The sequence below is a fragment of the Paenarthrobacter sp. PH39-S1 genome, assembly GCF_030063245.1.
Lineage (GTDB): Bacteria > Actinomycetota > Actinomycetes > Actinomycetales > Micrococcaceae > Arthrobacter_M.
Genome location: NZ_JASISR010000014.1, coordinates 48,696 through 67,064 on the forward strand (window position 1 = coordinate 48,696; position 18,369 = coordinate 67,064).

Genomic DNA, 18,369 nt, shown 5'->3' on the forward strand with positions numbered 1-18,369 from the left:
CCGATCCCGCAGCGTTCCCTGCTACCAGCGGCTGATCGGGGCGGATCCCGTGCTCGATGAGGACGCCGGCCCCTTCCGGCACGTCGTGTTCGCACTCGGCGGCACACTGCCCGGGCTGCGCGAGTTCCCCGAAGGAGCGACCGGTGCACCATTTGACGAGCGCCGAGTGGGCCTCGATCATGCGGCTTTCGCATGCGCGGATCGCAGCCAGCTGGCGTCGTGGCAGACGCGGCTGGCGGGAATCGGCATTGAGCATGGCGACATCGTCGATGCGGGCTACGGAGCCGGATTCTTATTCCGCGACCCGGACAACATCGCACTCTGGTTTTTCGCTCCGCCGCGGTAGTTGTCCTTGATCGCGGGTGCCCGCTGGCGCGTTCACGGGTCCAACTGCGGCACACCCGGCGCACGGCGCGCGGCTCCAGCAGCGCCCGAATACATCGTGCGCGGCGGCCGGGTCAAAGTCTGCGCCGGATGATCCGCCGCCCGCGTCGGCTTCATCCACCCGATAGGTTTCGACAAGCCGAACCACCGGCGGGTAACTTCATAGAGTGAGTTCACCTGTGCAGGCCCAGATCCCTTTCTATGTCACCACCGCCATCTCCTATCCGAACGGCGTGCCGCACATCGGCCACGCCTACGAGGTGATCGCTACGGACGCCATGGCGAGGTTCAAGCGACTGGACGGATATGACGTATTCTTCATGACCGGCACCGACGAGCACGGGCTGAAGATGCAGCAGACCGCGCAGAAGCTTGGCCTGACCGCCAAGCAGCTCGCCGATGAGAACTCCGCCGCATTCAAGCAGATGAGCACTGATTTGGGGATCTCCCACAACCGTTTCATCCGCACCACAGACGCGGATCATTACGCAGCGGCCGCCGCGATCTGGCAGCGGATGGAAGCCAACGGGGACATCTACCTCTCCCAGTACGCCGGCTGGTACTCCGTCCGCGACGAGCGATACTTTGTGGAGGACGAGACCGAGGTACGGGACGACGGAATCAGGTACGCCACGGAAACCGGCACCGAGGTGACCTGGACCGAGGAGGAGAGCTACTTCTTCAAACTCGCGTCCTACCAGGACAGGCTGCTCAAGCACTACGCGGACCATCCGCTTTTCGGCGCCCCGCACAGCCGCTTCAACGAGGTCGTCAGCTTTGTGAAGAGCGGCTTGGAGGACCTCTCCATCAGCCGCACCTCCTTCGACTGGGGCGTTCCTGTCCCGGGCAACCCGGACCACGTGATGTACGTCTGGGTCGACGCGCTCACCAACTATCTCACCGGCGTCGGCTTTCCGGACATGGAATCGGAGAGCTTCAAGAAGTACTGGCCCGCGGACGTGCACGTGATCGGCAAGGACATCTCCCGCTTCCACGCCGTGTACTGGCCCGCGTTCCTCATGTCCGCGCAGCTTGAGCTGCCCAAGCGTGTCATGATCCACGGATTCCTGCACAACAATGGCGTCAAAATGTCCAAGTCGCTGGGCAATGTGGTGGCCCCGGCGGATTGGGTGACGCAGTACGGGTTGGACCAGGTGCGGTTTTTCCTGCTCCGCGAGGTGCCCTTTGGCGCCGATGGGTCCTACAGCCATGACTCGATTGTCGGCCGGATGAATTCGGATCTGGCCAACAACCTGGGCAACCTGGCGCAGCGGTCGCTGTCCATGGTCGCGAAGAACTGTGACGCCAAGGTCCCGGTGCCGGGCGCCTTCACGGCTGCGGACCGGGACATTCTGGCCCAGGCCGGCGTTCTGCTGGAGCTCTGCCGCGAGGCCTACGAGGTGCAGGATTTCCACCGTGCGCTGGAGGAAATCTGGACCGTTTTGGGCGACACCAACGCCTACTTCGCGGAGCAGCAGCCGTGGGTGCTGCGCAAAACCGACATCGACCGGATGAACACGGTGCTGTACGTGACCCTGGAGGTGCTGCGCATCGTCTCCATTCTTGTGCAGCCGGTCATGCCCGGCTCTGCGGCCAAACTGCTCGACGCGCTGGGCCAGGGCACGGCACCGGACGACGACGTTCGACAGTTCGCGGCGATCAGGACTCTGCTGGTGGCAGGGACGGCCCTCCCGGCGCCCGCGCCGATCTTCCCCAAGTATGAAGAGCCGGCTGAAGCCTGAATCACCCTCCCCGGCCTTCCCCGCCACCACCCCGGTGAGTGGGGGGCTGCCCCCAAAATGCGGGACATGCGGGCAGCTCTCCCACTCGACAGTTCTGAAATTGTCCCTGGGATGGGCTCAGCCGGGGGAGACGACTCCGGTTTCATAGGCGATCAGGACCAGCTGCACCCGATCGCGGGCATCGAGCTTACTGAGGACATGGCCCACGTGCGTCTTGACGGTGGCCTCGGAGACGAACAGCGACCGCGCAATTTCCGGGTTGGACAGGCCTTCGGCGATCAGCCCAAAGACCTCGCGCTCGCGGACCGTGAGACTTTCGACGGTGGTATGGTGGCGGTCGTTTGCCGGGTCGGGATCACCCAAGAGGGGTGCGACATGTGCCAGCAGGCGCTTGGTAGTGGACGGTGCGATGACGGCGTCCCCCCGGTAGACGGTGCGAATGGCTCCCAGGAGTTCCTCCGGCGGAGCATCCTTGAGCAGAAATCCGCTGGCCCCGGCCCGGATGGCGGCAAGGGCGTATTCATCCAGGTCAAAGGTGGTCAGGACAACTATTTTGAGCTCGGACAGCCAGGATCCGGCCGCCGCACTGCGGGACCGCTCCATCAGCCTTCGGGTGGTTTCGATACCGTCCATGGTCGGCATCCGGACGTCCATCAGCACCACATCCGCAGCGGTCGCGGACATCGCCGCAAGAGCCTCATACCCGTTGCCGGCCTGGACCACCACTTCTAGGTCGGGCTGGCTGTTGATCAGCATAGTGAAGCCGGAGCGGACCAACTGCTGGTCGTCCACCAGCGCAACGCGGATGGGCTGGCTGCCGGTCTCCGACGGTGCAGGACTAACGAATGCGGCAGAACTCATGATCAGGCCTCCGTATAGGGGATGAATGCGCTGATCCGGAACCCGCCGCCGGGCGCCGGCTTCGCGGTAAGTGTTCCATCGTAGAGCCTGATGCGCTCGGCCATGCCGCGGATGCCGTTGCCGCCCATGCCCCCCGCGGGCGGATAGGCGGCGGCCCCGCGGCCGTCGTCGAGCACGTCGATCTGCAGGCCCCGGGCCACCCACTGCAGCGAGGTGCCCGCGGTGGCACACGGACCAACATGCTTGAGGACATTCGTCAGGCCCTCCTGGATCACCCGGTAGGCGGTGAGCTCCGCACCTGCCGGCAACGGCCGCCGGGGCTTCCCGCTCTGCTCGAAGCTCAGTTCCAGCCCTGCCGCGCGGAAGCCCAGGAGCAGATCATCAATGTCGGCGAGGCCCGGAAGCGGCCGGGTGGAGGCCTCCTCGCCACCGCGCAGCACCCCCAACAACCGCCGCATTTCCTGCAGCGAAGCCCGCCCGGTCTCGGCGATCGTCTGCAGCGTCGCCGTTGCGACCGACGGATCCGCGGCCGCCGCGTAGCGACCCCCATCGGCCTGGGTGATGATGACGGACAATGAGTGCGCGACGATGTCATGCATTTCCCGGGCAATGTGCGATCTCTCGTCGGACGCCGCCAGGGCACGTTCCTGCTGCTGCTCCACCTCGAGCCGGTGGGTCCGGCCCTCCAACGCCTGTTCCCGCAGCCTCCTGGTCCGGGTCAGGTCGCCCAGGGTCCAGCTGAACAGCACGAGAACCCACACCATCACCACCAGAAATGCTGTGGAGGGGAGGTTGGCCACGGTTTCCATGGTCAAGTCGGTATAAAAGCGCGTGACAAGCATGACAGCGCCCAGCAGTGCCAGGAACAGGCTGCCGATGCTGGCCCAGCGCGCACCGTAGGCGGCGACCGCATAGACGGCGAGAACGACGGCGACGTCCGCCGGTCCCGGTTGAATCGCCAGGGCCCACTGCACGACGGCGACGGCGGCAATCACCAAGGCGGCAGTGGTGGGTCGGGCGCGGCGCCAGGCCAACGGCAGGACCAGCAACGTCGCAATGACGAAGGAGCCGGCCGCTTCGGAGCCCAGCAGCGTGGTGGCAGCGAAAAGGAGCCAGAGGATCGCCACAAGGGTGAAGTCCACGGCGAGGCGGTGCCGGCGGAACCAAGCGTAGATCCGGTGCATAACCATGATCTACGACTTTAGATTATCCGTCCGGCGCAGTCATCATGCTGCGGGAGGGTGCGTGCCTCCCCACCATGTCCGGATTGTGAGATGCGCTGCCCATCATGTGGATACTTTGACTAGGCTGAAAACCATGAGCACATCGATGAATATTGCCGTTATTCCCGGCGACGGAATCGGCCCGGAGGTCATAGCGGAGGCCGTCAAAGTCCTGAAGAGGGCTGTCGCCGTCGAGAATGTGGCGCTGGATCTGACCGAGTATAAGCTGGGCGCCGAACACTGGCTGCAGACGGGCGAGACCCTGCCCGACAGCACCCTCCGGGCCCTGCGCACTCACGACGCGATCCTGTTCGGCGCCGTAGGTGGCGCTCCCGGAGACACCAACATCCCCTCAGGCCTTATTGAACGGGAGATGCTGCTCAAGCTCCGCTTCAACCTCGACCATTACGTCAATCTGCGGCCGTCCCGGCTCTACGACGGCGTCGACAGCCCGCTGGCCAACCCCGGCACCATCGATTTTGTCGTGGTCCGTGAGGGGACCGAAGGGCCGTACGTTGGCAACGGCGGGGCGCTGCGCGCCGGAACGCCGCAGGAAGTCGCCACTGAGGTGTCCGTGAATACGGCGTACGGCGTGGAACGCGTGGTGCGCGACGCCTTCCGCCGGGCCAGCGCCCGCCCGCGCAAAAAGCTCACATATGTCCACAAGCACAATGTCCTGGTGTATGCAGGCCATCTCTGGAAGCGGACCGTGGGGGCCATCGCGGCGGAATTTCCCGAGGTCGCCGTCGACTACCTCCATGTTGATGCGGCCATGATCTTCCTGGTCACCAACCCGGCACGGTTCGACGTGATTGTCACCGACAACCTCTTCGGCGACATCGTCACCGATCTGGCCGCCGCCATCACGGGCGGCATCGGCCTGGCCGCCTCGGGCAACATCAACATGGACCGCACCGCGCCGTCCATGTTCGAACCCGTTCACGGCTCCGCCCCCGACATCGCCGGCCAGCAAAAGGCCGATCCTACGGCGGCCATTTTGTCTGTGGCCTTGCTGCTGGACCACCTCGGCTACGACGCCGCCGCCCGTCGGGTGGAGGCCGCAGTCGTCGCGGACATCGCTCAGCGGAGCTCTGTCGGCACCCGCAGCACAATGGCAATCGGAGACGCGATCGCGGCGTCACTGTGAGCAGTGGGTCAGGAGCAGCACGCAGGCGTTGCTGTCAGGAGAGGACAGGGGCAGCATGCAGTAGCGGCCCGTATGAGCGGCGCGCGGGCGCAGCCGCGGGAGTAGGCTGAAGATTGCAAAACCGCGTGCACATCGGAGTGCACAACTATGTGGAGGAACCATGACCCAGACAGTCAATGAACTGGATTTCACGCAGAATCTTTCGGCACACCGGAAGACTGCCCAAGAGCGCGCCGCTATCCTGGAGAACCCCGGATTCGGCGATCACTTCACAGACCACACGGCCGTTGTCGATTACCGCACCGATTCGGCTGGTCACGGCGGCTGGAGCAACGCCCGAATTGAGCCTTACGGACCGATTTCGCTGGATCCGGCGGCCGCTGTGCTGCACTACGGCCAGGAGATCTTTGAAGGCCTGAAGGCTTACAAACACGCCGACGGTTCCGTCTGGACCTTCCGCCCCGAGGCAAACGCCGCCCGGCTCAACCGCTCTGCCGAGCGTCTGGCGCTGCCGCAACTGCCCGAACAGGTGTTCCTGGACGCCGTCCGCGGCCTGGTTGCGGCTGACCAGGACTGGATTCCCAGCCGTGACGGGGAGAGCCTGTATCTGCGCCCGTTCATGATCGCCACCGAGGCGTTCCTGGGTGTGCGCCCTGCGCGTGAGGTATCCTTCCGAGTCATCGCTTCTCCGGCCGGCAATTACTTCGGCGGCGAGCTCCAGCCCGTTTCCATCTGGATCTCGCATAACTACGCCAGGGCGGGCCGCGGAGGTACCGGCGCCGCCAAGTGCGGTGGAAACTACGCCGCTTCCTTGGCGGCGCAGCTGGAGGCCGAGGCCCACGGCTGCAAGCAGGTCCTCTTCCTGGATCCCTTCAACGACGACGCCGTTGAGGAACTGGGCGGCATGAACGTTTTCTTCGTTTTTAAGGACGGTCGGCTCGTTACGCCTGCATTGACCGGAACAATTCTGGAGGGCGTCACCCGCATGTCCGTCATCCAGCTGGCGAAGGACCGAGGACTGGACGTCCAGGAGCGCAAAATCACTTTGGGCGAATGGCGTGACGGAATCGCCTCGGGTGAGATTACCGAGGTCTTTGCCTGTGGCACTGCGGCGGTCATCACGCCCATCGGACTGCTCAAGGACGAAACGGAAAGCATTGGTTCCGCCGATGCCAAGGCCGGGGATATCGCGATGGGTATCCGGGATCAGCTGCTGGGCATCCAGACGGGGACAGCTGAGGACCCGCACGGCTGGCTGACCCGGCTGGCTTAAGCCCAACTTCCTCGTTCATGAGCCCAACTTCCCCGTTCATGAGCCCGAGTGCCGTAAGCAGAGGATCGCGTACGTAGGCAGCCGTTTGGGCAGGGCTTCTTGAACAGGACATAACGAAAACATGACGGCGGTCGTCGCACCTTTGCGGGTGCGGCGGCCGCCGCCGTTGCACCGGCCTCTCCGAGATCACGGCCCACTGGCAGACCAGCTGTTTTCCTCCACTCAAGGCGCCGGCGCCGCAAACGTCCACACCTCCGGAGACAGGGGTTGCCCCGAAAACCTGCATGCACTGCAATCAGTGCATGCACTGATTGCAGTGCATGCAGAATTCGGGAGGAACCATGTCATCAGTAACCGTGAGATATCTGGATCCGGAAGTCGTTGCCCAATTGCGCGTTCTGGCGGCGCAGAACGGCCGGTCCATGCAGGTCGAACTCAAGGTGATGATTCTGCGGCATCTGGATTCCCCAACTGCCCAGGGGCCCGACCCATCAAGCATCCCGATCGCGCTGCTCAAAGTCCCGCAATGGTACGAGGAGCTGTTCGAGTCCCAAGCGATGGCTTTCGCACTGGGCGGGGCGCACCTGCCGCCGCGGATTTCAACCATGCACATGGTTGCCGCCACGCATGATCCGGGCGACTGAGTCATGCTGCTGCTCGATTCCGATGTGCTGATGGATCTGCTCTCCGGACGGAACGATCAGCGCCAGTCCGAATGGTTCAAACTTCATCCGGAGCGTCCGCACACTTCCGCCCTTGCCGTCGCCGAAGTTCTGACCGCGATCGGTTCACTCCACGAGTGGGAGCGGTTGTCAGCGGGCAAGGCCGCGACGACGATTCTTGCGACGGCTTTGGACCGGAGGGTGGTCCCTTTTGACCTGGACTGCGCGGAGCCGCTCGCGAGGCTGGCCCGGCTGAAACGCGCCGACGGTACATATTATCCGCTTGCGACACTAATGTCGGCAGCTTTGGCAGCGAGGTACAGCGCGGAACTCGTCACCGGGCGCCCAGAAGAATACGCCGGTCTCGGCATCGCCACCGTGAGTCCCTGAGGCTGTGCGAATCGGCGCCGCAGGGCTGAAAAAGCCCGGGGCCCGGACTTGGTTGGATATGGGCGACGAAAGATAACAGCTAGAGTAATAACCATGCGTATTGCCCGGTTTGTAGCACTTTCTGATCCCCTCTACGGCCTCGTTGAGGGGGAGCCCGGCAGTGAAGAAGTCACTGTCATCAAGGGAGACCCTTTCTTCAACGGCATCGAACGGACGGCCGTAACGCACAAGCTGGAGGACGTTCGGCTGCTGGCTCCCATCATTCCACGCAGCAAGCTGGTGGGTATCGGCCGCAATTTCGTTGAGCATGCCCATGAACTGGGCAATGAAGTGCCGAAGCAGCCGTTAATGTTCCTGAAGCCGAACACTTCTGTGATCGGTCCGAATGATCCGGTCGTGTTGCCGGATTTTTCCAATGAGGTCTCCTACGAGGCAGAGCTTTGTGTGGTCATCGGCCGGATCTGCAAGGACGTCCCCGCGGAACGTGTGGATGAGGTGATTTTCGGTTACACCTGCGGCAATGACCTCACTGCGCGGGACGTGCAGAAAGCGGATCAGCAGTGGGCGCGCGCGAAGGGCTTCGATACCTCGGCACCGTTGGGACCGTGGATCGAGACCGAACTGGACACCGAAGATTTGGTTATCAGGGGCTGGCTGAACGGCGACCTGCGCCAGGAAGGCAGCACCAGCCAGATGGTCTGGGGCGTGCGGGAACTTGTCTCCGTAGTCTCCAAGGCTTTCACACTACTTCCAGGCGATGTCATCATGACGGGGACGCCGTCCGGAGTAGGCCTGGTCAAGGCGGGGGACCGCTACGAGATCGAGATTGAGGGTATTGGGCGGCTGTCCAACCCGATAGTGCGCCGCTGACTTAGGGGCAGGCGGATAGGCGGTAAAATTGCAATCATTATGACTACTTCCGCCGTGATTCCCACCGTGACTGAAACAACCCCCGTCCGCGTCAGATTCTGTCCCTCGCCTACGGGGACCCCACACGTGGGTCTGATCCGCACGGCCCTGTTCAACTGGGCCTACGCCCGCCACTCCGGCGGTAAAATGATCTTCCGCATCGAGGACACGGACGCTGCACGAGACAGTGAAGAGAGCTACCATCAGCTGCTGGAAGCCCTCAAATGGCTGGGCATCGACTGGGACGAGGGCGTCGAGGTGGGGGGACCGCACCCGCCGTACCGTCAGTCACAGCGCGGCAACATCTACCAGGCTGCGATCGAGAAGCTGATGGGCGGCGGCTTCGTCTACGAGTCATACTCGTCCCCGGACGAGGTGGAGGCCCGGCACCGCACCGCCGGCAGGGACCCCAAGCTCGGTTACGACAACTACGACCGCGACCTCACCGTTGAGCAGATCGCCGCGTTCAAGGCCGAAGGGCGCCAGCCCGCCATGCGGCTGCGCATGCCCGAGGATGATCTGACGTTCAAGGACCTGGTCCGCGGCGAGATCACCTTCAAGGCCGGCACCGTCCCGGACTACGTCGTCGTCCGGCCCAACGGGGCGCCGCTGTACACCCTGGTCAACCCGGTGGACGACGCGCTGATGGGCATCACCCACGTGCTGCGCGGGGAGGACCTGCTCAGCTCCACGCCGCGGCAGATCGCACTCTACCGCGCCATGATCGCCGTCGGAATTGCCGAGTACATGCCGCTGTTCGGCCACCTGCCGTATGTGATGGGCGCCGGCAACAAGAAGCTGTCCAAGCGCGATCCGGAGAGCAATCTCTTCCTGCACCGGGAGCGCGGCTTCATCCCCGAGGGACTGCTGAATTACCTCTCCCTGCTGGGCTGGTCGCTCTCCGCCGATGAAGACATCTTCACCGTGGAGCAGCTGGTTGAGCACTTTGACATCCACGACGTGCTCGCCAACCCGGCCCGGTTTGATGCGAAGAAGGCCGAGGCCGTAAACGGCACGCACGTGCGCCTGCTCGCAGCGGAGGACTTCCGCGACCGGCTGGTGCCGTACCTACAGGCCGCTGGCATTGTCGGCGAGAGCCTCACCGCCCGCGAGGATCAGATCCTCACTGAGGCCGCGCCGCTGATCCAGGAGCGGATCACGCTGCTGGGCGAGGCTCCGGAAATGTTGAGCTTCCTGTTCAAGGACGACGACGCCGTCGACGTTGCGGACGACGCCCGCAAGGGTCTGCCGGACAACCTCGCCGAGGTTCTGGCCGCGGCGGTATCGGCGCTGGAGCCGGTGCAGGAGTGGACGGCGGAGAATCTTCAGACCGTTCTGAAGCAGGTGCTCGTCGAAGAGCTGGGCCTCAAACCCCGGCTCGCCTTCGGGCCGGTGCGGACAGCGGTCTCGGGTCGCCGGATTTCGCCGCCCCTCTTCGAATCGATGGTCATCCTGGGCAAGGAATCATCGCTGGCCCGCTTGAAGAACTTTCGCGGCTAGCGGCGTGAGCTGACGGCGGCAGAGACGGAGTTGGCGTCCGTTCCCTCACCGGGCGGACGCCGGCCGCCGGGCGTGCACCTCTCCACGCTCCGGAGGCATCGGCAGCTCCCACCCGCCGCTCGCGTCTGCTGATCTTCCGCGCAACCTCCCCCCTTGGCGGCTCATCCGGGCCTCCGGTTGGAGACCGTTTTGTTCTCTCCCCCGGAATCGGGTACAGTTTATTTCCGGCGCTTGAGCCGCTTGAACAGCCGGGAAACCGGTCGGAACGAGCAAAAAGCGCCATTGGGATATGGTGTAATTGGCAACACAACGGTTTCTGGTACCGTTATTCTAGGTTCGAGTCCTGGTATCCCAGCGCTCGGTGAATCCGCTTTTGAAGTGCGGTTATCCGGCGGTTAGCACATGAAAGTATTAGGGCCCCATCGTATAGCGGCCTAGTACGCTGCCCTCTCACGGCGGTAACGCGGGTTCGAATCCCGCTGGGGTCACAACAGAAGCTCCCGTCCGGTGCAACATCCGGACGGGGGCTTTTCTCGTTCGGCTGCGCAACGGGGCTTTTGCGTAGGCGTCCGTGGCGCGCGAGGTGGCCCGATCCGGGGGGAGAGACCTGATCCCCGCGGCAGGGCCAGTGCCGCCCCGAATTCCTGTGGGCACCCCATGTTCTCCCGACGTTTGCCACCTCAGACTTCGACAGCGGGCCTAATCATCACACTGGCTGAGCCAACCGGATGCGCTTGCCCGGGCAGATCTCAGAGCCGGGCGATGGCGTCCTGGACTTTCATCAGCGTTCGGAGGTTTCTCGTCGTCGTACTCGATTTGTATCGGCCTTTGGCCGACAACTTACTGAACGGACTGTCCAAGGTTCCCCCGGCGGGTGCCAGCCATGCGGTGGCTTCCGGACCGAGCCGGGTCTGCTCCACGCCGTCGAGCCGCTCGGCCAGTGTGTACAGTTCCTCGATGATCGCCTCATCTGAGCCGAGGGTGATGTAACTGTGCTGCTCGGTGGAGTCGGCGGGATAGGGGCAGGCAGCGATGATTTCCGTCAGCCGGACGGCGCTGAGGACGACGACCCAGGCGTCGTAGCCGAAGCTGTCCCGGAGGCACTTTTCCACGGTCGACTTGATTTCGTCGGCGCTCATGGCGGTGCGGCAGGCGATGTTTCCAGTGGCCAGCAGCGTGGCGAAGCTGCGGAAGGGCAGGTGCGCCAGCTCCCGCTTCAGGTCTGCCATTTTGATGTTGATGCCGCCGACGTTGACGCCGCGCAGGAAAACAGCATAGCCGTCGTTGGGAGCGCGGGTGGAAGCGCCGGCCCCCGGGGTGACCTCACCGGCTGGGGTGGGCTCGGAAGAATCTCTGGTCGCGTCGCTGTTCATGGAGTCAGACTAGCGTGCAGCCGACTCGGCGGTCTTGCGGAGCGCTTCCGTCAGGGTCCGCGCGGCGCCGCAGACAATCTCCGCGTGCAGCCGGCCGGGCTGGCGCGTGAGGCGTTCGATCGGGCCGGAGATGGAGACGGCGGCAATGACCCTCCCGGAGGGACCGCGCACAGGTGCAGAGACGGAGGCCACGCCCATTTCCCGCTCGCCCAGGCTCTGGCCCCAGCCGCGCCGACGGACCCCGGCGAGTACTGTCGGCGTGAAGCGGGCGTTCTGCAGTCCCTCCAGCAGACGCTCGTGGTCTTCCCATGCCAGCAGTACCTGGGCCGCCGAGCCGGCCTTCATGCTCAGCTGGGTGCCCACCGGGATGGTGTCCCGCAGACCGATCGGCCGTTCGGCGGACGCCACGCAGACGCGCCAGTCGCCCTGCCGTCGGAAAATCTGCGCGCTCTCGCCGGTGACGTCGCGCAACTGCAGCAGTACCGGGCCCGAGGCGGCAATCAGCCGGTCCTCTCCTGCAGCGGATGCCAGCTCCACCAGGCGGCTGCCTAGCACAAACCGTCCCTGCATGTCGCGGCTGACCAACCTGTGGTGCACCAGGGCCAGTGCCAGTCGGTGCACCGTGGGACGGGCCAGGCCGGTGGCGGCAACGAGCTGGGCGAGGGTCGTGGGTCCGGCTTCTAAAGCGTCCAGAACCAGCGCCGCTTTATCAATGACGCCAACACCGCTAGAATTGTCCATGTACTGATATTGCCGTCTCAATATATGAGATGCAAATCGATTGGCTGGCGCGGTCCATCGCGATGCTGGTTCAGTTGACACGAGATGACATGAAGTCGCAGCGACAACAGGCATCCCTGGACGCAGCCGATCGGCGGCGCACGGCAGGTGCCATTGATGAAGGGAGCCGGCCGTGACCGAAGCAACAACTGCACGTGCAGCCGCACAACCCGCGGAAGAAGACATGGCCGCGCAGCCCACTGTGGAGGGAACGTCGTCGACCGCGGCCGCTAAGCCCTCCGTGCAGCCGGCGGATCACCGGATTGCCGGACGCCGCTCAGCCGGGGCTAAGACCCTGGCGGAAAAGGTCTGGGAGGACCACATCGTCCGCAAGGGCGAAGGTACGGGCGACGCTGCCCAGCCCGATCTGCTCTACATCGATCTTCATCTGATTCATGAGGTCACCTCCCCGCAGGCTTTTGAGGGGCTGCGCCTGGCCGGCCGCCCGCTGCGCCGCCCGGACCTGACCATCGCCACGGAGGATCACAACACCCCGACGCTGGCGATCGACAAGCCGATTGCGGACCTGACCAGCCGGACGCAGATCGAAAAGCTGCGCGAAAACTGCCGCGAATTCGGCGTCCGGCTGCACTCCCTCGGCGATGCCAACCAAGGGATCGTGCACATCATCGGCCCGCAGCTCGGCCTCACGCAGCCGGGTATGACGGTCGTCTGCGGCGACTCGCACACCTCCACGCACGGGGCGTTCGGAGCCCTGGCGATGGGCATCGGCACCTCCGAGGTGGAGCATGTGATGGCCACCCAGACGCTGCCGTTGAAGCCGTTCAAAACCATGGCCATTAACGTCGAAGGCACCCTGCGTCCGGGCGTGAGCTCCAAGGACATCATCCTGGCCGTGATTGCCAAAATCGGCACCGGCGGCGGTCAGGGCTACGTGCTGGAATACCGCGGATCGGCCATCCGCGCGCTGTCCATGGAAGCCCGGATGACCATCTGCAACATGTCCATCGAAGCGGGTGCGCGAGCCGGCATGGTGGCCCCGGACGAGACCACCTTCGAGTTCCTCAAGGGCCGCCCGCACGCGCCGCAGGGCGCCGACTGGGACGCCGCCGTCGACTATTGGCGAACGCTGAAGACCGACGACGGCGCCACTTTCGACGCGGAGGTGGACCTCGACGCCGACACGTTGGAGCCGTTCGTCACGTGGGGGACCAACCCGGGCCAGGGTGTTTCGCTCAGCGGCAGCGTCCCGTCTCCGGAGGACTTCGGTGATGAGAACGCGAAGGCCGCGGCGGAGCGGGCGCTGGCGTACATGGACCTGGCTGCCGGCACGCCTATGAAGGACATCCGGGTGGACACCGTCTTCCTGGGCTCCTGCACCAACTCCCGCGTCGAGGATCTGCGCGCCGCGGCGGACATCATCCGCGGACGCACCAAGGATCCGAAGATCCGCATGTTGGTGGTGCCCGGCTCCGCCCGCGTCCGGTTGGATGCCGAGGCCGAGGGGCTGGACAAGGTGTTTACGGACTTCGGTGCGGAATGGCGCTTCGCCGGCTGCTCGATGTGCCTGGGCATGAACCCGGACCAGTTGGCACCGGGGGAGCGCTGCGCCTCCACGTCGAACCGCAACTTCGAGGGCCGGCAGGGCAAGGGCGGGCGCACCCATTTGGTGTCCCCGGTTGTTGCCGCGGCCACGGCTGTGCGTGGAACGCTCAGTTCGCCGTCGGACCTGCCCCCGCGCACTGAGCCGGACACCGGCAGCCCGCTGGCGGATCCCGCCTCGGTGGCAGAGCCTGCCGAATCCCCGTACGCCGAGTCCACGGTCAGCTAGGAGACAGTCATGGAGAAATTCACCACGCATACCGGAATCGGCGTCCCGCTGCGGCAGAGCAATGTCGATACGGATCAGATCATTCCTGCCGTGTACCTTAAGCGCATCACCCGCACCGGCTTCGAGGATGCGCTGTTTTCCAGCTGGCGGAAGAATCCCGAGTTCATTCTCAACCAGAAGCCCTTTGACGCAGGCTCCGTGCTGGTGGCCGGCGCGGACTTCGGCACCGGGTCCTCGCGGGAGCACGCCGTCTGGGCGCTGAAGGACTTCGGGTTCAAGGCCGTGCTTTCCTCCCGGTTTGCGGACATTTTCCGGGGCAATTCGGGCAAGCAGGGGCTGCTGGCCGCCGAGTTGGCGCAGGATGACATCGAGCTGATCTGGAAGGTGCTGGAGAACGCGCCGGGCACCGAGATCACCGTGGATCTGGACAGCAAAACCGTGCACTGCGGCACCGTTGTGGCGCCGTTTTGCATCGATGACTACACCCGCTGGCGGTTGCTGGAGGGGCTGGACGACATCGGCCTGACCCTGCGCCACGAAGAGGACATCACCGCCTTCGAGGCCACCCGTCCCGCGTTCAAGCCCACCACCCTCCCGGCGCGGACGTAGCCCGGGACGGGCGACCGGCTTGTATGGCCAAACACTGCGTGACGCGGACTACGTGATCCAGACTACGTGATGCAGCGTGCGTGACGCGGCGTGCGTGACGCGGCGAACTGCGTGACCACGACTTCATAGCGGCCGCAGCCCAGCGCCCAGCAGCCGGTGACGCAAAAGTTCGGGGTTGCTGACCTCGTTCCACATCCAGCGAGTCACCAGCAGCCCCGTGGCCCTGATCCGGTCCTCGCGGACCTTTTCCTTCCACAGTGCATCGGCAGGTAAGTCCCCGGCCAGGAATTCACCACGCGAGTACTTGACCCAGCCATCAAATTCGCCAACTAAGCCGAGCTCCTTCCAGTAAAAGTCCGTGTAACCGATCCGGCCCTGCCCATCCCGAACCTCGTGTTGCAGCTCCGGTGTGGGGAACCCGAACTGCACCATATGGGCCCGGCTGAGCGATTCGCCTGGGGAACCGGAGAGCCCGTCAGCGAACGCCAGCACCCGTTCAACCCGCCTGATGTAATTTGCATGCGGCAGCAGTTTCATCGAAATTTCCATGTGGCTCTTCTGGATCGGGCGGGATCTTTGCTCTCCCACTAACAGCCGCGTGGACAGGATCCGATCCATTGCCGCAACGGCCTCTGGAAAAGGCAGAACCACCGCAAGATCGCGGGCCGTCTGCAGTTTGGATGTCACGGTCAGACCGGCTACCTGTGCCGTGCAGACTTTCGCCAGGTCCGTTCGGTGCCGGTAAACGCCCGCCCCGGAATGTCCTCCGCCCGACCGGCCTTCAAAGGTGTCCACCAGTCGCCGGAATGGTGATGACGGGGATTCCCCACACTTGCGCGGACGCACGGTGGCAGAAAATCGGAGCCGAACGGGCTGTGCGATGAACGGCTTCGATCCGCATCCGATACTGTTCCCAGGGCTTGAGGTCTTTCCACACGGGGGTCGGCAGGTACAGTCCTTGCCGGACACGCATGAGCTCGCCGGCCTTGGCGCGCCGGGACAACCTGCGGGAGAAATATTCATCGTCTGGATCGTCCGCCGAGGTGATCCATAGTGGCGGTGTGAAGTTACTCATTCCCGCAGACTGCCGGTTTGCGGCTGACTAAGCCATGGGACTGTTGCTGATTGTGAACCGGGAGGTCGCATTGTGCCCGTGTGGTGGACAAGTGCCGTGGAAATTTCACGGGCGTTCGTCCATATTCACGGCAGGACAGGATATTCACGGCGGGACAGGATATTCACGGCGGGACAGGAACGACGGCGGCAGGACCGGGACGACAGCGGCGCTCGGTGAAAGCTACCCGGCGCGGCGGCTCGGGAGTATTTCAGTCCTGTAACGGGAGAAACTATGCTTGGCTAAGGTTCTCGCGGTATCCGGGGCCGGCATAGTGCGAGGAAAACAGGTTTAGATGAGCAGTGTTCTGACGGTCCATGGCGGTGTGCCCTTGACAGGGCGGGTAACGGTTCGGGGAGCCAAAAATCTGGTCCCGAAGGCCATGGTCGCAGCGCTGCTCGGTAATGAACCGTCGGTTTTGCGCAACGTCCCGGAGATCAAGGACGTGGACGTGGTCACGTCTCTGCTGCAGATCCACGGTGTCACCGTGATCAAGGACCCGGTCACCGGGGATCTGACGCTGGATCCGCAAAACGCCAAGACCGCCCCCAGCACGGCCATCGACACCCACGCCGGGGACTCGCGCATCCCGATCCTGTTCTGCGGCCCGCTGATCCACGCGATCGGCGAAGCGTTCATCCCGGATTTGGGCGGCTGCAAGATCGGCGACCGCCCCATCGACTACCACCTGAACGTGCTCCGCCAGTTTGGCGCCGTCGTCGAAAAGCGCCCGGGCGGCATCCACATTTCCGCGCCCAAGGGCCTGCACGGCACCAAAATCTCGCTGCCCTACCCCAGCGTCGGCGCCACCGAACAGGTGCTGCTGACGGCAACCCGCGCGGACGGCATTACCGAGCTCTCCGGCGCCGCCACCGAACCGGAGATCGTGGATCTGATCGCCGTCCTGCAGAAAATGGGCGCCATCATCAGCGTCCAGACGGACCGCACCATCCGCATTGAGGGCGTCACGGAGCTGCGCGGCTATTCCCACCGTGCCCTGCCGGACCGCAATGAAGCAGCATCCTGGGCGTCGGCGGCGCTGGTCACACGCGGGGATATTTACGTTGCCGGCGCGTCACAGCGGGACATGATGACGTTCCTGAACACCTACCGCAAGGTGGGCGGCGGGATGGACATTGACGACGACGGCATCCGGTTTTACCATCAGGGCGGCAAGTTGCTGCCGCTCGTGTTGGAGACGGACGTGCATCCGGGCTTCATGACGGACTGGCAGCAGCCGTTGGTGGTGGCGCTGACCCAGGCCGAGGGCGTGTCGATCGTGCATGAAACCGTCTATGAGAACCGGTTCGGGTTTACCGACGCGTTGGTGCGGATGGGCGCTAACATCCAGGTCCACCGCGAGTGCCTGGGCAGCGTCCCGTGCCGCTTCGGGCAGCGGAATTTTCTGCACTCGGCGGTCATTTCCGGTGCCACGCAGCTCAAGGGCGCGGACATCGACGTCCCGGATCTGCGCGGCGGATTCAGCCACCTGATCGCGGCCCTCGCTGCTGCCGGCACCTCCCGCGTCACCGGCATCGACGTGATCAACCGCGGCTACGAGCGTTTCACCTCTAAGCTTGAGGGTCTGGGCGCCGATTTCGACCTCAGTGACAGCCGCAAGATCAGGATCTAGGAGCACCAACTGTTGAGCTTACCGAAACGCGCCCGGTTTTGGATCGGGGTCGCGGCCTGGACCCTGCGCCCCGTGGCGAACGTTTTGATGCGCAAGGAGTGGCTGGGCCTGGAAAAGCTGCCCAAGGACCAAGGCTTCATCCTGTGTCCCACGCACTGCACGGAGATCGACCCGGTCGTTGTCGGTCACATGTTGTACAACCAGAACATCATGCCGCACTTCATGGCCAAGGACGGGCTCTTCCGCACGCCCTTTGTGGGCACAGTGCTGCGTGGCGCGCGGCAGATTCCGGTGCAGCGCGCGGGCGCCACGGCCGGCCGGTCGCTGGAGCTTGCCAAGGAAGTGCTGGACGAGGGCGGCGCCATCATCGTCTACCCGGAGGGCACGCTGACCCGGGATCCTGACCTGTGGCCGATGCGCGGGCATACCGGCGCCGCGCGGCTGGCCCTGATGACCGGGGCCCCGGTGGTTCCCGTGGCGCATTGGGGCGCCCAGGAGGCCTTCCCGCGCTACGCCAAGCGCGTGCACATTTTTCCCCGGAAAACCGTCCGAGTGTTGATCGGCGACCCGGTGGATCTGAGCCGGTTCAAGGGCTCTGCCCTGGACAAGGCGACGCTGGAGGCAGCCACGACGGTCATTCTCGATGACATGACGGCCCTGCTGGCCCAGCTGCGCGGCGAGGAACCGCCGGCGGTGCGCTGGGATCCGAAGGCGCACGCGCAGAAGTCGCACGGCCGTTACGTGGCCCGTGGCGGGGCCGGCGTGGCCGGAATCGCCGGCAGCGGGACGGGCGACGGCGACTCCGCCGACACCGCCGAGCCCGCCTTGGGTGCAGCGCCTGACGAGGCGGTCGACGACGGGGCTGCCTTTGGTGCAGTGCTGGTCGACGACGCCGCCGAGGCCGACGCCGCCGAGGCCGACGCCGCCGCGACCGACGGCGACGCGGCCGACGGCGACACGACTAACCCCGATAAGCC

At 64.6% G+C, this 18,369-nt stretch carries 16 protein-coding genes, 2 tRNA genes and 2 pseudogenes; 14 read left to right on the forward strand and 6 right to left on the reverse strand.

What is annotated here, in order from left to right; genetic code table 11:
- Positions 1 to 4: 4 nt before the first annotated feature.
- Positions 5 to 346, forward strand: a pseudogene (locus tag QMG52_RS10645) (VOC family protein); the annotation flags it as partial.
- Positions 347 to 551: 205 nt separating this feature from the next.
- Positions 552 to 2,126: a methionine--tRNA ligase gene (metG, locus tag QMG52_RS10650; RefSeq protein ID WP_283560385.1), complete on the forward strand. Its 1,575-nt coding sequence runs from the start codon at positions 552 to 554 to the stop codon at positions 2,124 to 2,126.
- 117 nt (positions 2,127 to 2,243) lie between these two features.
- Here the strand turns inward: metG and QMG52_RS10655 are convergent, their stop codons facing one another.
- Positions 2,244 to 2,987, reverse strand: a complete 744-nt coding sequence (locus QMG52_RS10655; protein WP_283560386.1) for a response regulator — start codon at positions 2,985 to 2,987, stop codon at positions 2,244 to 2,246.
- 2 nt (positions 2,988 to 2,989) lie between these two features.
- On the reverse strand, positions 2,990 to 4,177 hold the full coding sequence (locus tag QMG52_RS10660; RefSeq protein WP_502920498.1) for a sensor histidine kinase: 1,188 nt from the start codon (positions 4,175 to 4,177) through the stop codon (positions 2,990 to 2,992).
- Between the two features lie 127 nt (positions 4,178 to 4,304).
- Between QMG52_RS10660 and QMG52_RS10665 the strand changes: the two genes are divergently transcribed.
- The 8 genes from QMG52_RS10665 (at position 4,305) to QMG52_RS10700 (ending at position 10,579) form a co-directional block, all read left to right on the forward strand.
- Complete coding sequence (locus tag QMG52_RS10665; RefSeq protein ID WP_283560387.1) at positions 4,305 to 5,357, forward strand: 3-isopropylmalate dehydrogenase; 1,053 nt, start codon at positions 4,305 to 4,307, stop codon at positions 5,355 to 5,357.
- A gap of 160 nt (positions 5,358 to 5,517) precedes the next feature.
- The gene (locus QMG52_RS10670; protein WP_283560388.1) at positions 5,518 to 6,630 is read left to right on the forward strand and encodes a branched-chain amino acid aminotransferase; all 1,113 of its coding nucleotides are present in this window, start codon (positions 5,518 to 5,520) and stop codon (positions 6,628 to 6,630) included.
- A 341-nt stretch (positions 6,631 to 6,971) separates the two neighbouring features.
- Positions 6,972 to 7,274, forward strand: coding sequence for a FitA-like ribbon-helix-helix domain-containing protein (locus QMG52_RS10675; protein ID WP_283560389.1), 303 nt, complete (start codon positions 6,972 to 6,974; stop codon positions 7,272 to 7,274).
- 3 nt (positions 7,275 to 7,277) lie between these two features.
- Positions 7,278 to 7,682, forward strand: coding sequence for a type II toxin-antitoxin system VapC family toxin (locus tag QMG52_RS10680; protein WP_283560390.1), 405 nt, complete (start codon positions 7,278 to 7,280; stop codon positions 7,680 to 7,682).
- Between the two features lie 93 nt (positions 7,683 to 7,775).
- Positions 7,776 to 8,552, forward strand: a complete 777-nt coding sequence (locus QMG52_RS10685) for a fumarylacetoacetate hydrolase family protein (RefSeq protein WP_283560391.1) — start codon at positions 7,776 to 7,778, stop codon at positions 8,550 to 8,552.
- Positions 8,553 to 8,591: 39 nt separating this feature from the next.
- A complete protein-coding gene (gltX, locus tag QMG52_RS10690; RefSeq protein WP_283560392.1) occupies positions 8,592 to 10,091 on the forward strand; it encodes a glutamate--tRNA ligase in 1,500 nt (499 codons plus the stop codon).
- Positions 10,092 to 10,374: 283 nt separating this feature from the next.
- Positions 10,375 to 10,446, forward strand: a tRNA-Gln gene (locus QMG52_RS10695).
- Between the two features lie 60 nt (positions 10,447 to 10,506).
- Positions 10,507 to 10,579: transfer RNA gene (locus QMG52_RS10700), tRNA-Glu, on the forward strand.
- Between the two features lie 261 nt (positions 10,580 to 10,840).
- On the opposite strand, the gene QMG52_RS10705 is transcribed toward QMG52_RS10700, so the two are convergent.
- Positions 10,841 to 11,464: a DUF1697 domain-containing protein gene (locus QMG52_RS10705; RefSeq protein ID WP_283560393.1), complete on the reverse strand. Its 624-nt coding sequence runs from the start codon at positions 11,462 to 11,464 to the stop codon at positions 10,841 to 10,843.
- Between the two features lie 9 nt (positions 11,465 to 11,473).
- A complete protein-coding gene (locus tag QMG52_RS10710) occupies positions 11,474 to 12,205 on the reverse strand; it encodes an IclR family transcriptional regulator (protein ID WP_283560394.1) in 732 nt (243 codons plus the stop codon).
- A 223-nt stretch (positions 12,206 to 12,428) separates the two neighbouring features.
- On the opposite strand from QMG52_RS10710, the gene leuC reads away from it, so the two are divergent.
- Together leuC and leuD are read left to right on the forward strand one after the other, a co-directional pair.
- Positions 12,429 to 14,036 carry a 3-isopropylmalate dehydratase large subunit gene (leuC, locus tag QMG52_RS10715; protein WP_502920502.1) on the forward strand — a complete coding sequence of 536 codons (1,608 nt, stop codon included), beginning with the start codon at positions 12,429 to 12,431 and terminating at the stop codon, positions 14,034 to 14,036.
- A 9-nt stretch (positions 14,037 to 14,045) separates the two neighbouring features.
- Positions 14,046 to 14,645, forward strand: coding sequence for a 3-isopropylmalate dehydratase small subunit (gene leuD / locus QMG52_RS10720; RefSeq protein ID WP_283560396.1), 600 nt, complete (start codon positions 14,046 to 14,048; stop codon positions 14,643 to 14,645).
- Between the two features lie 123 nt (positions 14,646 to 14,768).
- On the opposite strand, the gene QMG52_RS10725 is transcribed toward leuD, so the two are convergent.
- Both QMG52_RS10725 and QMG52_RS10730 read right to left on the reverse strand, forming a co-directional pair.
- Positions 14,769 to 15,194: a hypothetical protein gene (locus QMG52_RS10725; RefSeq protein WP_283560397.1), complete on the reverse strand. Its 426-nt coding sequence runs from the start codon at positions 15,192 to 15,194 to the stop codon at positions 14,769 to 14,771.
- A gap of 232 nt (positions 15,195 to 15,426) precedes the next feature.
- On the reverse strand, positions 15,427 to 15,720 hold the full coding sequence (locus QMG52_RS10730) for a hypothetical protein (RefSeq protein WP_283560398.1): 294 nt from the start codon (positions 15,718 to 15,720) through the stop codon (positions 15,427 to 15,429).
- Between the two features lie 334 nt (positions 15,721 to 16,054).
- Between QMG52_RS10730 and murA the strand changes: the two genes are divergently transcribed.
- Both murA and QMG52_RS10740 read left to right on the forward strand, forming a co-directional pair.
- Positions 16,055 to 17,392, forward strand: a complete 1,338-nt coding sequence (gene murA / locus QMG52_RS10735) for a UDP-N-acetylglucosamine 1-carboxyvinyltransferase (protein WP_283560399.1) — start codon at positions 16,055 to 16,057, stop codon at positions 17,390 to 17,392.
- An 87-nt stretch (positions 17,393 to 17,479) separates the two neighbouring features.
- Positions 17,480 to 18,145: pseudogene (locus QMG52_RS10740) on the forward strand (lysophospholipid acyltransferase family protein); the annotation flags it as partial.
- Positions 18,146 to 18,369: the final 224 nt, after the last annotated feature.